The sequence below is a fragment of the Paraburkholderia sp. SECH2 genome (assembly GCF_030464795.1).
In the GTDB taxonomy this organism is placed as follows: Bacteria; Pseudomonadota; Gammaproteobacteria; order Burkholderiales; family Burkholderiaceae; genus Paraburkholderia; species Paraburkholderia aspalathi.
Genome location: NZ_JALPRH010000026.1, coordinates 106,693 through 121,805 on the forward strand (window position 1 = coordinate 106,693; position 15,113 = coordinate 121,805).

A 15,113-nucleotide genomic window follows, 5' to 3' on the forward strand; every position below is an offset into this window, starting at 1 on the left:
GATCATGGCTATCCTTGCATTCCCTCGACACGCGCGCCTCACCCTTCTCGCCGGCGCTACGCTGACGCTGGCCGCCTGCTCGTTCGGCCCGAACGGCGAGCCGCCTGCCATGCCGCAACCGGCTCACTACGGCGCCGAAGCGCAACCGACGCAAACCGTGCCGGCACAAGGCGTCACCCAGCAATTCGCGGTCGGCGCGAAGCCCGTGCCCGAATGGTGGAAGCTGTATCAATCGGAGGCGCTGAACGCGCTGGTCGACGAAGGCTTGCGCAACAGCCCGACGCTCGCCGCGACGGACAAGAGCCTCGCTGCCGCGCGCGAGCAACTGCGCGCGCAGATCGGCAGCTCGATGCTGCCGACCATCGACCTGGGCGGCCAGGCCACCCGCAACCGCGCGCTGGCGATCCCCGAGGCAGGTCCGAACACGTTCCTGTACAACATCTTCGTCGGCCAATTGCAGGCGCACTACACGTTCGACCTGTTCGGCGCCGCGCGTCTCGCCGACGCCGCCCTCGCCGCCCGCGTCAACGTGCAGGCCTATCAGTTCGACGCCGCACGCCGCGCACTGGCCGCCAACATCGTAACGGCCGCGATCACGAGCGCCGCATTGCGCGCGCAGATCGACACGACCGAGCGCCTCGTGACGCTTGCCAACGATCAGGCGCGCGACACACAACGGCGCTACGTATTGGGCGCGGTCTCACACGCCGACCAGTTGAGCGCACAACAAACTGCCGCGAGTCTGTCAGCAAGTTTGCCGGGCTTGAAGCAGCAATGGCTGACGACGCGTCATGCCTTGGCCGTCCTACTCGGCCGCACACCGGACGCCGCCCCGGACGACCTCGAGCTTGCGCAACTACACGTGCCTGAACAGGTGCCCGTCGTAGTGCCCTCCGAGCTGCTGCGCACCCGCCCCGACATCCAGGCTGCGGACGCCGCCCTGAAGGCCGCGGCGGCCGACGTCGGCGTGGCGACGGCGCAGATGTTCCCGAGTCTCTCGCTGAGTGCATCGATGGGACAAGGCGGCTTTAGCTGGCCGGTGGCGCTATCCGGCGCGGGGGCGATATGGAGCATTGGCGCGTCTTTGTCACAACCGCTGTTCCATGGCGGCGCCTTGTTCGCACAGCGCCGCGCGGCCGTCGACACGTACGACGCCACGGTTTCGCAATACAAGCAGACCGTACTGACCGCATTCCAGAACGTCGCCGACACGCTCGCTGCACTCCAGCACGACGCACAAGCGCTCGACGCCGCGAACATTGCAGCGCGCTCGGCGCAAGGGATTTTCGACGAAACATCGGGACGCTACCGACTGGGCGCGTTACCGATCGCATCGACGCGCTCGAGCGAGCAACAGTTCCGCAACGCGCAGCTCGACGAGATCCGCTACACCAGCGCACGGCTAACGGACACGGCGGCCCTGTTCCAGGCGATGGGGAATCCACCATTGGAGGCGGAGCGGTCTGCATCCACAGCGTCTGCATCTACGACGGCCTCGGCGACGCCGGGGGTTCCTACGGCCAACGTGGGCGCCTCGAACTAAACCTGGGATTCCGTAGTTATGGCTGGGGACTTATCCCCAGTTTATGTTGAAGAGGCTGTTGAAAACTATCTGACAAGCGGGCTAACGCGTTGAACGCGCTGTGATTTTTGGTCACGGTGCGGAATGAACCAGGGGATGCTGAACGTGCCTCTTGACTTTGGTTAAAGCCGTTGGGATGCCTCACCATGCCAAAACGTTATCCCCAGTTTATGTTGACAGGGCTGTTGATAACTACGGGGCTACGCGCTTAAGTGCTTGATGCAGATCGGTTTGTTGCGTGGGGTGCAGGCTGATGCAGAGGATAATCGACTACGCGGGCGCGACGCCGGGCCGTATTGCGAAGAGCCGCCTTATCCACAGATTTTGTTGAAAGGCATGTTGATAACACCGGGACATCCGGCGTAAGTGCTTGAGCGCGCAACGAAATCAAACGTAGATCTTTGAAACGCCGTCCGACCAGCGCATGGTTTTAGGAATGACTCTTCGGCGCGCGTAGCGCCGCCGGAAGTATGACTCCCTTGTCACAAGCACGTGCAGGGGCACGAACCCAGATTCCAGATGCACCACTACCCGTTGCAAGCTACGGTGCCCACTTAGCATTAGCGGTTTGAGCTGCTTTCTTTTGCCTACTTTTCTTTGCAGCCGGCAAAGAAAAGTAGGTGCCGCCCCGCACAGGGGCAACGCTAATAGACCACTAACAAAACAAGGAAAGGCCAAAGCCCCAGGAACACGGACAAAAGCGCCGCAAAGGCAAAAATTCAGTAAACCCCAGCCTCCCCAGCAGGCCGATGCTTAAACCTCTTATGCACCCAATAATACTGATCAGGAATCCGACGCACCTGCGTCTCAAGAAACTCCGTGATCCTCCGAGCATCAACAGCAACATCCTCCGAAGGAAAATCCTTTAACGCTTCGAAGATAGTCAACTTATAGCCCCGATAGTCGGGCAAGACTTCAGTCACAAACGGCACAACCCGAGCATTCCCAGCCTTAGCCATGCGCGAAACGGAAGTAAGCGTACAAGCAGGCACACCAAAAAACGGCACAAACACCGAATCCCGCAACCCAAAATCCATATCAGCAGCCAGCATGACAGGCTTGCCATCCCGCAGAACCCGCAACGCGCGCCGCACGCTATCGCTACGCGGAATCATCTCCGTACCAAAACGCCCACGCTGCCGCTTAGCCATCGCATCAAGCAACAAATTCGACATCGGCGTGTACAAAGACGCAACGGGATGCCGCGTCGAATACATCATGCACCCCGCCTCGATACCGACAAAATGGAAGCCGACAAAAATCGTCGGCTGCCCCTCCATATCGGTCAGATCGATCGCGCTCTCCACTTCGACCAGGCGCGCCAACGCCTGCGCGTTGCCGAACCATTGGGGACCGCGCTCGACATAACTACGGATCACATGACAGAAATGCGCACGCGCGAGACGCTCGCGTGCGTCGTCGCTCATGTCGGGAAAGCACAGTTTCAGATTGGTATGCACGACGCGCCGGCGCGCGCTGGGAATCCGGTACAGCAACGCACCGATGCCGGTGCCGATGCGCGCGACAACGCCGTATGGCAGGAAAGCAAACGCGCGCAGCAGACCTGTCATCAGACAGATGAGTATTCGACTTTTCACGAGGCAACGACCCGGTGGATGCTGTATGACAAACACGCCGGCCGCGGCAACCTGACAGTTGCCCACAGACGAAGTGGCATGCGCGCGCGTCAAACGGGTCTTGCGCGGCGGGACTTTCGAAGACGTGCGCCTCGCTCGCGGCGAGACGCAGCAGTGGTGGAGGCCGAAACCGCTTAGGAATCGAGCGTCCGTATAGGACCCAATAAAAAAGCACCGCAGGCGTGATTAAAACACACTGCAGAAGGCGGGCACAAAATCTGCTCGGCGAGGCCCGCGTAGCGCGATAGAAATCCGCGTCAGCGCGTGGTTTCCCCCGCCCTTTCAAAAACTTGCGCGTGCGGCCACAGGCAAGCCGCACACTCGCTACGCCCCTAAGCGAACCCCGAAGGAGGTCCCCTTTGGAGCGCTGGCAGACATCAAGGCTTGTTCGTCTCGAACAAATCCATGATCTGCTTCTTCTCATTCGACGAGACGTTCGGCGGCGGCACCGCCGGCGGCGTCATACCCGCCGGCCCTACGCCGCCCACCGCGTCGCTCACACCGGCGGTCGGATTCGCCGAATCCAGACCGATGCTGGCCACGAAACCATTGCCCGGCGTCATGTCCGTATAGAACAGTTCGCCGTCGACCGCGGTCACGCCGTCCGGCTGCGCCGGCTCGCTTTGCGGCACGCCACGCAGCGCGCGCTGCATGTACTCGACCCAGATCGGCAACGCGAGCTGCGCACCGAACTCGCGGCTGCCGAGACTCTTCGGCTGGTCGTAACCCATCCACGCCACGGCAACCAGCGATTGCTGATAACCGGCGAACCAGCCGTCCTTGGCGTCGTTGGTCGTACCCGTCTTGCCCTGCAGGTCCGAACGATGCAGCGCGTTAGTGCCCGCACCCGTGCCGGCCGTGGCCACCGAATGCAGCAGGCTGTTCATGATGTATGCGTTACGCGGCTCGAGCGTGCGCGGCGCATCCTGCCCTGCGGTCAACGGCTGCGCCTTCGAAAGCGGTACGCCGCGAGCATCCGTCACCTCGTTGATCAGATACGGATTGATACGGTAGCCACCGTTCGCGAACACCGAGTAAGCGCCCGCCGATTGCAGCGGTGTGACGAGGCCGGCGCCGAGCGCCATCGGCAGATACGGCGGGGTCTTGTCGGCGTCGAAACCAAAACGCTGCGTGACAAAATCTTGTGCGTACTTGGTGCCGATGAACGACAGGATACGGATCGACACCAGGTTCTTCGATTTCTGCAGCGCGAGGCGCATTGGCATCGGACCGTCCGGCTGGTCGTCGTCCTTCGGTTCCCACGCGTCACCGCCCGGCGTGCTCGGCGGGAAGTACAGCGGCGCGTCGTTAATGATCGTAGCCGGTCCGAGACCCTTGTCGAGCGCGGCCGAATAGATGAACGGCTTGAAGCTCGAACCCGGCTGACGCCACGCCTGCGTGACGTGGTTGAACTTGTTCTTGTTGAAGTCGAAGCCGCCCACCAGCGCACGAATCGCACCGTCCTGCGGCGTGAGCGAGACCAGTGCGCCTTCCACTTGCGGAAGCTGCGTGATCTGCCAGTTGCCCTTGTCGTCGGCGACGAGGCGCACGATCGAACCCGGCTTGATCTTCGTGGCGGCCGCCGCGCGCGCGGAGAGCGCACCGGCTGCAAAGCGCAGACCGTCGCCGCTGATGGTCACTTCGGTGCCGTCGACCAGTTGCGCCTTCACCTGCTTCGGATTTGCGTCCGTCACCACGGCGGCGATGATTTCGCCATTGTCGGGGTGATCGGTGAGCGCGTCGTCGATGGTCTGATCGCGGTCGTCACCAGGTGCGGGCAGTTGCACGAAGCCTTCCGGCCCGCGGTAGCCGTGGCGCCGCTCGTAGTCCATCACGCCCTTGCGCACTGCGCGATAGGCAGCGTCCTGGTCGGCAGAATCGATAGTGGTGGTGACGTTCAGGCCGCGCGTATAGGTTTCGTCCTTGTACTGTGCATACATCATCTGGCGAACCATTTCGGCGATGTACTCAGCATGCACGCTGTATTCGTTGCCCGGATTCTTGGTGTGAATCTCTTCCTTGACGGCCTGGTCGTACTGATCCTGACTGATGTATTTCAGCTCGAGCATGCGCTTCAGAATGTATTCCTGACGGATCTTCGCGCGCTTCGGATTGACCACCGGGTTATACGCGGAAGGCGCCTTCGGCAAGCCGGCCAGCATCGCGGCTTCAGCGAGCGTGATGTCTTTCAGATCCTTGCCGAAGTACACGCGCGCGGCCGCGGCAAAACCGTACGAGCGCTCGCCCAGATAAATCTGGTTCATGTAGACCTCGAGGATCTGATCCTTGGTCAGCGCGCGCTCGATCTTGTACGCCAGCATCATTTCGTAAATCTTGCGCGTGTAGGTCTTCTCGCTCGAGAGGAAGAAGTTGCGCGCCACCTGCATGGTGATCGTGCTCGCACCCTGCGAGGCGCCGCCGTGCGTGATGTCGGAAATGCCCGCGCGCAGAATGCCCACGAAGTCGACGCCGCCGTGCTCGTAGAAGCGATAGTCTTCGATCGCGAGCACCGCCTTCTTCATCTGGTCCGGAATGTCCTGGAAGCGCACGATGCTGCGCCGCTCTTCGCCGAACTCTCCGATCAGCACGTGATCCGCGGTGTACACGCGCAGCGGCACTTTCGGGCGATAGTCGGTCAGCGCGTCGAGCGACGGCAGTTGTGGCCCCATCACCACGAGCGCGTAACCGACGATCAGCGCACCCACCACGGCGATGGTTGCCAGCAGACTGACAAACCAGATGGTGATGCTCGCGCCAATCGAACGGCGGCCAGGCTCGGCGTCGCGCGAAGCAGCGTTGCGTCCTGGGGTGCGGTGGTAGGCGTCCCGGTCTTCACCAGCCGGAGAATTTGAAGAATGCGGTCGTTTGATGATTGGCATGACTGGAATAGTGGGCGTGCAACTGAACGCGTGAGGCGCAAAACACCGCGCGGCCCTATGCCCCCGGGCGACCGCACGGCACGCCTGTGACAGCGTCCGGCGCAACGTAACAGCGCATTTTAAAGAAATCAAGCGCCGTCCAAGACAGTTTTTTTGTAAGAATTCCCTTCGTGCTTCGTTATACAGGTAGATCACGGCAGTCGCGCAAGTGCTCCGCGCCGCCTGCCAGGGTTATCAACAGAAAATGTTGAAAGGCCTGTGGACAAGCCCGCCGCAAACGCTACAAGCCGTTGATGTCACGGGATTTTCATGTCGCGCCCGTTCCGCATCGGTGCAACTCGTCATATGATGGACTCGGCGCGGGAGTCGTAACCGATACGCGCGACGGCGTACGCCAGATTCACGCCTTGATTCGCCAATGCCAACAAGTATGCGAGCCGACCATGAACAAGCCCAGCGAACGCATCGTCGTATTCGTCACGACCGCGCAGAAACGCGCGATCGCCGCCACCGCCGAAAATCTGGGCATTAGCGTCAGCGAACTGATGCGCCGCGCGGTGTTGAGCTTCGGCGCGACCAGCGAACAGGTGAAAGCGGCCAGCATCGTCGACCGGCTGCGCGCGCCGCGCGCACCGGACGCGCTCGACGCGGCGCTGCAGCGGGTTGCACGCGGCACGCGCAACGCACGGGCGGCGCTCCCCGAGGCCTTGCAGACTCACGGTGACAACGAATCCGCTGCGTCGGCGGAAAGCGCGGCCGCATCGAACGCGGATGATTTGTTGGGCACAGCCGCCGGCGCGGGCCCGGCGCCGTTGCTGCCGGCCGGCGTACTGGCCGCCCTCACCGCCACCGCCGAGGAACTGGAAGCGGCTGCGGCAGCCGAAGCCGTGGCGCGCGTCGCCGCTGCCGAAGCGGCGTCCATTGCCGGTTCGGCGCAGAAACCCAACGACGTGGATACGCCTTTGCGCAACGTGCTTAAACGCCCGCGCCTCGACGCGAAGCGCGACGAAGACGATCCGCAAAGCGATCCGAGCACGGAAGGCGGCCGCTTCGCCTGAATCGGAAGTGTCACGGTCAAGCGCCCTAACCCAACGCGCATCGAAGCGCAGTTGAAGCGGTGTTGGAACGCAAGCACGCCGTCCACACACCACGCCTGTTCACATCCGCGACACCCGCCGCGCGGACACTCGCCATGTCGATGCGCGCCGCGCAGATGCCCGTCGAACGGGTGCTCGCAGCGCACAAAGTTAGCGATTATGTCATCGCGCCCTTTAAGGCGGTTTTAAGAGAATGCGTGGTGTAATATCCGCGAACGGCTGGATAAGCCAACCCACGTTTTAACCACTGAGGCCGTTGGCCATTTGTTTTCAAAACGTAAATTTGTGGCGCCGCTATTGCAATTGGCGGGTGTGCCCCGAACTCCGGTCCGAACGTTGCGCAGCTTCTCGCGCAGCGGCGTAAAGTAGCATTTGAAAGCAGTTAAAGCGCGTGGGAATTATTCAGCGCCGATTTCATTCTTTGGAGGTTTTCATGTCGCTTTTTGACAGCATTTCGCGCACGCTTAAAGGTCTCCTGAACGACGCAGCCGATTCCGTGCAGGACCCGTCGCGCGATTCGCGCCAGATCGTGCGCGAACTCGACGAGAGCATCGCTAAAGCCGAGAACTCGCTGATCGAGATTCAGGCACAGGTCGCCACGCAGCAAAGCAAGCGCGATGTCGCCGCCGACAAGGCGAAGAAGTACGAAGACGGCGCGAAGCGCGCGCTGCAGTCGGGCGACGAAACGCTCGCGCGCGAAGCCCTCGGCGCGCAAGCCACGGCTGAAGCTGAACGCGATGCGCTGGCCAAGGAATTGACCACACTGGAGCCGTCGGTTGCCCAGTTGAAGAGTCAGATCGACGACATGCGTGGCCGTCGTAACGACCTGAACGCGCGCTCGAACATTCTGCAAGCCAAGCAACAGATCGCTCAGGCCAAAGATGTTGCCGCTACTGCGTTGGGCGGTATCGGCGGCAAGAATCTGTCCGAGGATTTCCAGAAGCTGGAAGACAAGGTTGCGTTGTCGAACGCCCGTTCCGACGCGCGCCTGAATTCGGCCGACGTAAAGACCGGCAAGGCGCTCGACGACAAGCTCGCGGACCTGAACCGCGGCCCGTCCGTCGAAGATCGTCTCGAAGCATTGAAGAAGCAGATCAACACGCCGGCTCAGTAATTGCGTCAGCAGTGCATACCGGCGGCCGTTACGAGCGCCGCCGGAATCGACTGAAGGAGACGGGTGCATCGCACCCGGTCCGTAAATGAAAAAATTTCTCGCAAGCGCATTCGCCTCACTGCTGTTCGTGTCGGCTGCGGCGTTCGCCGTGCCGACGGTCCAGCAGATCGAATCCGCCATGTCGCAAGGCAACTGGCAGCAGGCCGATGCCGGTTTGAGCGAAGTGCTGCAGGCGCATCCGAACAATGCCCGCGCGCGCTACCTGTACGGCCAGGTGCTTGATCGCGAAGGCCGTTACGGCGACGCCCTCGCCCAGATCCAACAGGCCAAGACGCTCGATCCGCAAATCCGCTTCACCGACCCGACCCGTTTCGCGCAAACCGAAGCGCGTATCCGCAAGGACGCGGAACGTGCGGGCGGCGCCGGCGGCAACACCACGAGCCGCGCGGCCAACCCGTTCGTCCAGCAGAATTCGCCGGCCGTGCAACAGCAATCGGCGATGGTGCAGCAAGCGCCGCAACGGCATGGTCCCGGCATCGGCATGTGGGTTGGCATCATCCTCCTGATCGGCGTGATCGCGCTGGTGTTGCGCTGGACCTTGCGCCGCGCCCGCACGCAAGACGATTCGCGCGCCGACGACGATCGTCGCGTGCAGCTCAAGCGCGCAACCGAAATGCTCAACGCCGTGCGCTCGTTGAAGCTCGACGTGAAGCTCTCCACCGTGCAAGGTCATGAGGCGCTGGAGAAGGAAGTCGAATCGACCGAAGACCAGTTGCGCGGTCTCGTCGAAACGCTGTCGAACAGCAAGAATCCGGTGCCGCCGTATCAGCTCGACGAACTGGAGCAGCGTATCGGCAGCCTGCGCGCTCGCGCCGAGGGGCGCCCCGATCCGTATGCCGCACCGGCCGCCGGCACGCAGCAGTCGCCGTATGCGCAGGAAGCCGAGCGTTTCGGCAACCCGCCGCAGCCATACCCGCAGCAAGGACCGTATCAGCAGCAGCCGCAGGTCATCGTGCAACAAGGTGGCGGCGGTTTCGGCGGCGGCATGGGCGGTCTGCTGACCGGCGTGCTGCTTGGCGAGGCGCTGAATTCCGGGCGTGAACGCGTTGTGGAGCGCGACGTGATTGTCGATGACGAAACGCGTCGCCGCGGCGGTGACGGCGGCAATGGCGGCGGTCTCGACTTCGGCCAGGGTTCGAACGACTGGAACGACAACAACGGCGGTGGTGTCGACATGGGCAGCAACGACGATTCCGGCGGCTGGAGCGATACTTGAGAAACACCGCGCTGCGTGAGATGCCGTTAATCAAACGCCAAGCGATCAAGCTGCAATGAAAACAGGCTCCGTACGGAGCCTGTTTTTTTATGTCGATTCCCTTAATTCATGCGGGCGCCCTAACCGGCTCATGCTGCGCCAGCAGCATCGAACCTGCGAACAGCCGGACGATGAAACGCTCCGCATACCCGACCAGCGCGTCCCGGCGGGCGGCATTCCCGTCGATGTACTCCGCCGAAAGATGAAACAGCTGCAGCACGATCTGCGTGCAGACTTCGTCGACAGTTGCGCGGGCAAGCGTCGGCATCAGTTCCAGTTGCACGACGTCATCCGCCATTTCCGCCGACACCTCGTGGAGGTTGGCCCGCACCGCTTCACGCAGCGCCCGCGACGTGCCGTGATACTCGGCCAGCGCGCTCAGAAACGCCTCGCGATTCTCCAATGCAAACGCGAAGAACGCCATGCACGCGCGACGCGGCACGCTCTGCGGTTCATCGTGCGCCGCCAGCCAACGCTCGCGCCGCAGCATCGGCCGCAAGCGGCGGCTCACCGATTCAACCGCCTCGCGCGCCAGGTCGTCGAGCGTGTCGAAATGACGATAGAACGTGTTGGGATTCAACCCTGCCTCGCGCGCCAGTTCGCGCAGACCCAAGCTTGCAAAGCTGCGCCCGCCCGCGGTCAGACGCAACGCGGCCTCGATCAGTTTGCGCTTGCCGGGCGGAAGGTCCTGCCCTGCAACGGCGCCATGGTCGGCGGCGAGCGCCGCTTCGGGTGAGAGTTTCATGAGCTTTCAGTCGGGGCGCGGCTCGCGCGTTTAATAGTCGTACTCTAAACGATCTTGACGCGAAGTGTACAGTTGTCTACCCTGCGCGTTATACGTCTGTAGACATATGTAGACATCCGAATTTTGCCCACCTCCGGAGACCCGCCGTGACGCCTGCTTCAGTTGCCCAACCCGCCACGCCACGCATCGCTATTGTCGGCAGCGGGTTTGCGGGCATCGGCATGGCGATCCGCCTTCAGCAGATGGGCATCACGTCATTCACGATTTACGAGGCGGCCGGCGATGTTGGCGGCACGTGGCGCGACAACACCTATCCGGGCGCGGCCTGCGATGTGCCGTCGCATCTGTATTCGTTTTCGTTCGAGCCGAATCCGGCGTGGTCGCGTGCGTTCGGCAGCCAGGCGGAGATCTTCGCCTACCTCAAACATTGCGCGCGCAAATACGGTGTCGATCGTTACGTGCGTTGCAATGCGCGCGTGGCCTCGGCGCGCTTCGACGAAGCGCGGCAGACATGGCGAGTCGAGATCGATTCGAACGGTACGCGCGAAAGCATCGAGGTCGACGTCGTGATCGCCGCGAGCGGTCCCCTATCGCGGCCGGCTATGCCGCAGATCGCCGGGCTCGAGCGCTTTGAAGGCAAGCTGTTTCATTCCGCGCGCTGGGACCACGACTATCCGCTCGAAGGCAAGCGCGTGGCCGTGATCGGCACCGGCGCCAGCGCGATCCAGTTCGTGCCGCAGATCCAGCCACGTGTCGCGCAACTCGAACTGTTCCAGCGCACCGCACCGTGGATCATGCCCAAGCCCAACAAGCCGGTCGGCCCGCGCACGCATTGGCTGTTCCGCCATCTGCCGTTCACGCAGCGCTTTGTGCGCAACGCGATCTACTGGCAGCTCGAATCGCGTGCGATTGCGTTCGTCGTCAATCCGAAACTGATGAAGCTGCCGATGAAGTTCGGCTTGAGCTACCTGGAACGGCGCGTCAAGGACCCGGCGCTGCGCGCGAAGCTGACGCCGAACTACCGGCTTGGCTGCAAACGCGTGCTGCTGTCGAGCGATTACTATCCCGCGCTCAGCCAGCCCAACGTCGACGTGGTGACGACCGGCATCCGCGAAATCGTCGCCGATGGCATCGTCACTGAAGACGGCGCGCATCACCAGGCCGACGCGATCATCTGCGGCACGGGCTTCCAGGTCAACGACGTGGGCGCACCGTTCGAGGTGACCGGTCTCGAGGGCGCCGACCTCGGCGCGATGTGGCTGCGCGATGGACCGGAGGCCTACCTCGGCACCAGCATCGCCAACTTCCCGAACTTCTTCATGATCGTCGGCCCGAACACCGGGCTCGGCCACAACTCGATGATCTACATGATCGAGTCGCAAGTGCAGTACATCGCTGATTGCCTGCGCGTATTGCGCCGACGCAAGGCACGCACGATGACGCTGCTGCCCGACGTGCAGCGCGATTTCAATGCGCGTCTGCAGAAGGAGATGCAGCACTCCGTGTGGGTCAGCGGCTGCCATAGCTGGTATCAGACGAAAAGCGGCAAGGTCACCGCGCTGTGGCCGGGCTTCACATTCAGCTTTCGCAAACGCACGCGGCGCGTGCGGCCGCAGGATTATCGCTTCGCGCGTTGATGTGCGTTGATACGGCTTGATGCGGCATGCGCAGCTGACGGGCCGCTCACGATGGCGAGGCGGAGGCATTCGAATTCAAACTAAAGGGAGACAACCACCATGGTAAGCATCGAATCCGCAACGCCCGCACCCACCGCACCGCTGCGCCCCCGCTCGCTCGCTGCGCGCCTCGGCATCACCAGCGTACCGCGCACCGAATTGCAACGACGCTACACGCAAAGCGGCTCGAAGTTCGTCAAGATCATGGGCGCCGACGTGCACTATGTCGACGAGGGCAGCGGCGACACGATCGTGATGATTCACGGCTTCGCGTCTTCGTTGCATACGTGGAATCGTGTGGCCGACGAACTCAAGCACGAGCATCGCGTGATCCGTCTCGATCTGCCGCCGTTTGGCGTAACCGGACCGCTGCGCACGAACGCCGGCGAAATCGAAACGATGAATCTGCCGACCTACCGGCGATTTATCGACACCTTCATGCAGGCACTCGGCATCTCGCGCGCGACGCTGATCGGCAACTCGCTCGGCGGCCTGATTTCGTGGGATTACGCAGTGCGCCATCGCGATGCCGTTGAAAAACTCGTCCTGATCGACTCGGCCGGTTTCCCGATGAAGCTGCCGATTTACATCGGCCTCTTCAATAGCGCGCTGGTGCGGGTCAGTTCGCCGTGGTGGCTGCCGGAAGTCATTATCAAAAGCGCGGTGCGCAACGTGTACGGCGATCCGCACAAGATCGATGCGGTGACGCTGCGGCGATACGTCGAGTTCTTCCACGGCGAAGGCACGCGCACGGCGATCGGCAAGATGGTGCCGACGCTCGACTTCAAGGACGTCGATACCGACGTGCTGAAGACGCTGAAGCTGCCGTCGCTGGTACTGTGGGGGGCAAAGGATCGCTGGATTCCGCCTGCGCACGCGACCGAATTTTCAAGCCGCATTCCGGGCGCGAAATCGGTGATGTACCCGGGACTCGGCCACATTCCGATGGAAGAAGCCCCTGAGCGCGTAATGACCGATCTGCGCGCGTTTCTCGGCACGAGCGGCGCCACTGCTCCGGCAGTTGAAGGCGTGCGCAGCGCGCCGGTCTGACCCTTCCTGCCCTCACGATGCGGCGGTCGTATCGCCGCATCGTCTGGCGCTCCCGCCGACTCACGCATTCACCGATCCGCAGCCAGCGCGCATCGCCGCGCCGTTGGCGCATCGCCGAAACCCGACGTTGCGCTCTCAACCACCTCCGAGCAGCCGCAACAGTCCCCAAAGAAACTTGCAGAGCATCACGATCAGCTCCCACAGGTGGTAAAGCTGCTGCCAGCCTGAGACGCGTGCGAAGGAGTCGATCATGGTCCGCTGGTGAGTGGAAGGGCTGTGAGAAATGGCAGGCACAGCCACTTGCGGGGCCAGGCCTCGGTCAGGCCGGGCGTCGCACGCGTGCTGCGCACCGGGCCGTGCCAGCGCCCTGCCGGAGCCCACATCATAACGACCGCGGGATACCCCGTATCAAGTTGTTTGAAAGTTTGCCGTCAATACCTCGGGAAGACGCGGCATCCGGGCTGGATGAGCGCGCGAATCGACTCAGCAAACCGCGCCATCAAGGAGAACACGACCATGACGCGCTTCAGCTTCCGCCGGGCTGCCCATTCGCAGACCGTGGTCGGCGACATTGCCGCCCATGCCGGCAAACTGGGCATAGAAATCTGCGACGTATCGGGCCACGTCGAAGAAGTGGCTGCGCGCGTGCAGCGCCAGGCACAGGTATGCCGCGCGCTGCGCGAATCTGCTGCCGTCACGCTGGCGGGCAACCACCGCATCGCCGCCGCTGCGCGCGAAATGCGCAACGTGTCGGCCGAAGCCGCAACGGGCGTACAAGCGTCGCAACAGACGCTCGAGGCGTCGCTCGCCGATATCCATGGGCTGGTGGAAGGCGTGACGGTGATCGAGAGCCAGATTGGCGCGCTGCGCAGCGCATTGGCCCATGTGAGCCGCGTCTCCGAGGAGATTTCGCTCATCGCCCGCCAGACGCATTTGCTGGCGCTGAATGCAGCGATCGAAGCCGCGCGCGCCGGCGACTCCGGCAAGAGTTTCGCGGTCGTGGCCGCCGAGGTGAAGAACCTCTCGGCGAAAACCGCGCAGGCGACCGGCCAGATCGAGACGACGCTCGCGCAACTCACCCAGCAGACCGAGCAGTTGATCAGCGAGGGCTCGGTGAACACGGCGCGCGCCCATCGGGTCCGCGAAGGCACTCGCAAGATCGGCGACGTCGTGCATGCGACGGGCGATGCGATTACGCAGCTTAACGACGAGGCTGGACAGATCGCCACGTTGACCGGCGAGATTGAAACGCAATGCAATGGGCTCGAGGCGCAGGTTCTGGAGATGGCGAGCGGCGTCGAAGATTCGAGTGAAAACTTCGTCCAGGCGAAGGACCGGCTGGGGAATCTGCTCAGCGTGTCCGAGACGTTGATCGAACTGACCGCGGCGACGGGAGTTGAGACGACGGATACGCGGTTTATCGAAGCCGTGCAGCGGGCCGCGGCCGAGGTGAGCAAGGTATTCGAAGCGGCTGTTGCGCGGGGAGAAGTGTCGATTGAGGATCTGTTCGATCAGCACTACGTGCCTGTTGCCGGGAGCAATCCGGCTCAGTTCGTTACGCGGTTTACTGCTTTTACCGATCGGGTTTTGCCGGCTATTCAGGAGCCGCTACTCGGGTTGGATCCACGCGTGGCGTTTTGTGCTGCTGTCGATGTGCGTGGGTATCTGCCTACGCATAATCTGAAGTTCTCTTTGCCGCAGCGTGAGGATGTGGTCTGGAATATGGCGAATTGCCGGAATCGGCGGATGTTCGATGATCGGACTGGGATTGCGGCTGCTTCGCATGTTAAGAAATTTTTGCTGCAAACGTATCGGCGCGATATGGGTGGTGGGCAGTTTGTTTTGATGAAAGATGCGTCGGCGCCCGTGTTTGTGGCCGGGCGGCATTGGGGTGGGGTTCGGGTTGGCTACAAGGTTTGATTTTTTTGCCTGCGCGGCGCTTTTTGTCTGTGTTCTGGCTTTTGTGCCTTTCCTTGATTTGTTAGTGGTCTATTAGCGTTGCCCCTGTGCGGGGCGGC

10 protein-coding genes are annotated in these 15,113 nt (G+C 62.4%); 7 read left to right on the forward strand and 3 right to left on the reverse strand.

The window, feature by feature from the left end:
• Positions 1 to 4: 4 nt before the first annotated feature.
• Positions 5 to 1,543, forward strand: coding sequence for an efflux transporter outer membrane subunit (locus tag M0D66_RS31180; protein ID WP_211708393.1), 1,539 nt, complete (start codon positions 5 to 7; stop codon positions 1,541 to 1,543).
• Positions 1,544 to 2,301: 758 nt separating this feature from the next.
• Here M0D66_RS31180 and M0D66_RS31185 read toward each other — a convergent pair.
• Together M0D66_RS31185 and M0D66_RS31190 are read right to left on the reverse strand one after the other, a co-directional pair.
• Complete coding sequence (locus M0D66_RS31185; RefSeq protein ID WP_234475406.1) at positions 2,302 to 3,153, reverse strand: lipid A biosynthesis lauroyl acyltransferase; 852 nt, start codon at positions 3,151 to 3,153, stop codon at positions 2,302 to 2,304.
• Positions 3,154 to 3,596: 443 nt separating this feature from the next.
• A complete protein-coding gene (locus tag M0D66_RS31190) occupies positions 3,597 to 6,098 on the reverse strand; it encodes a penicillin-binding protein 1A (RefSeq protein ID WP_200621343.1) in 2,502 nt (833 codons plus the stop codon).
• Between the two features lie 443 nt (positions 6,099 to 6,541).
• Here M0D66_RS31190 and M0D66_RS31195 point away from each other — a divergent pair, with 443 nt between their 5' ends.
• From M0D66_RS31195 to M0D66_RS31205, 3 genes are all read left to right on the forward strand, one after another.
• Positions 6,542 to 7,156, forward strand: coding sequence for a hypothetical protein (locus M0D66_RS31195; RefSeq protein ID WP_211708392.1), 615 nt, complete (start codon positions 6,542 to 6,544; stop codon positions 7,154 to 7,156).
• Between the two features lie 472 nt (positions 7,157 to 7,628).
• Complete coding sequence (locus M0D66_RS31200) at positions 7,629 to 8,309, forward strand: PspA/IM30 family protein (RefSeq protein ID WP_093645018.1); 681 nt, start codon at positions 7,629 to 7,631, stop codon at positions 8,307 to 8,309.
• Positions 8,310 to 8,394: 85 nt separating this feature from the next.
• Positions 8,395 to 9,585: a tetratricopeptide repeat protein gene (locus M0D66_RS31205; protein ID WP_211708391.1), complete on the forward strand. Its 1,191-nt coding sequence runs from the start codon at positions 8,395 to 8,397 to the stop codon at positions 9,583 to 9,585.
• 106 nt (positions 9,586 to 9,691) lie between these two features.
• Here the strand turns inward: M0D66_RS31205 and M0D66_RS31210 are convergent, their stop codons facing one another.
• Entirely contained in the window at positions 9,692 to 10,369 is a 678-nt protein-coding gene (locus tag M0D66_RS31210) for a TetR family transcriptional regulator (protein ID WP_211708390.1), read from the reverse strand.
• 146 nt (positions 10,370 to 10,515) lie between these two features.
• Between M0D66_RS31210 and M0D66_RS31215 the strand changes: the two genes are divergently transcribed.
• From M0D66_RS31215 to M0D66_RS31225, 3 genes are all read left to right on the forward strand, one after another.
• Positions 10,516 to 12,006 (forward strand): NAD(P)/FAD-dependent oxidoreductase, encoded by a 1,491-nt coding sequence (locus M0D66_RS31215; protein WP_211701307.1) that lies wholly within the window; start codon positions 10,516 to 10,518, stop codon positions 12,004 to 12,006.
• 99 nt (positions 12,007 to 12,105) lie between these two features.
• Positions 12,106 to 13,095 carry an alpha/beta fold hydrolase gene (locus M0D66_RS31220; RefSeq protein WP_211708389.1) on the forward strand — a complete coding sequence of 330 codons (990 nt, stop codon included), beginning with the start codon at positions 12,106 to 12,108 and terminating at the stop codon, positions 13,093 to 13,095.
• A gap of 516 nt (positions 13,096 to 13,611) precedes the next feature.
• On the forward strand, positions 13,612 to 15,015 hold the full coding sequence (locus tag M0D66_RS31225; RefSeq protein ID WP_211708388.1) for a methyl-accepting chemotaxis protein: 1,404 nt from the start codon (positions 13,612 to 13,614) through the stop codon (positions 15,013 to 15,015).
• Positions 15,016 to 15,113 lie beyond the last annotated feature (98 nt).